This window comes from Pseudomonas sp. SDO5215_S409 (assembly GCF_054071325.1).
Window position 1 is genome coordinate 1 of sequence record NZ_JBSVWN010000169.1, and the last position, 592, is coordinate 592.

A 592-nucleotide genomic window follows, 5' to 3' on the forward strand; every position below is an offset into this window, starting at 1 on the left:
CTAGCCACCCGGTGACGGCCACAGCTCTCTCCAACCTCTCGCAGGTCATCATGGATCTTGCGATAGCCATAAACACCACCGCTTTCCAGCCAGGAGTGTTTGATCAACCCAAGCAGTCGCTGATCGTCCTTGGGTCGCGCAGATTTTGGTTCTGATAGCCACGCGTAGTAGCCGCTGGGATGAACCTTGAGCGTCAGGCAAAGCCGTCGAATCGCGTAGTGATCCGCTTGCTGCTTAATAAAGGCGTACTTCAGCCGCACTCCTTGGCAAAGTACGCGGCGGCCTTTTTTAAGATGTCTCGCTCCTCCGTGACCCGTTTCAGCTCGGCACGTAGACGACGAACCTCTGCGCTCTGATCATCCTCTTCAACGCGCTGTTCCTGGGGCTTGGTGTAGCGCTTAACCCAGGCATAGAGGCTGTGCACGGACACACCCAATCGTGCAGCCACCTCCGAGACAGGAAGCTGCTTTTCGGTCACTTGCTTGACCGCCTGGATTTTGAATTCTTCGGGATAACGCTGGTTGCTCATGGCACCTCCTAATGGGCCTCATTTTAAGGCTTGGAGGTGTCTACGAAACTAGGGGCGATTCAG

Annotated in this window: 1 pseudogene; it reads right to left on the bottom strand. The window is 55.4% G+C overall.

Features of this window, described 5'->3' with window-relative positions:
- Nucleotides 1–529 (bottom strand): annotated as a pseudogene (locus ACW9H9_RS28755) (transposase); the annotation flags it as partial.
- Nucleotides 530–592: the final 63 nt, after the last annotated feature.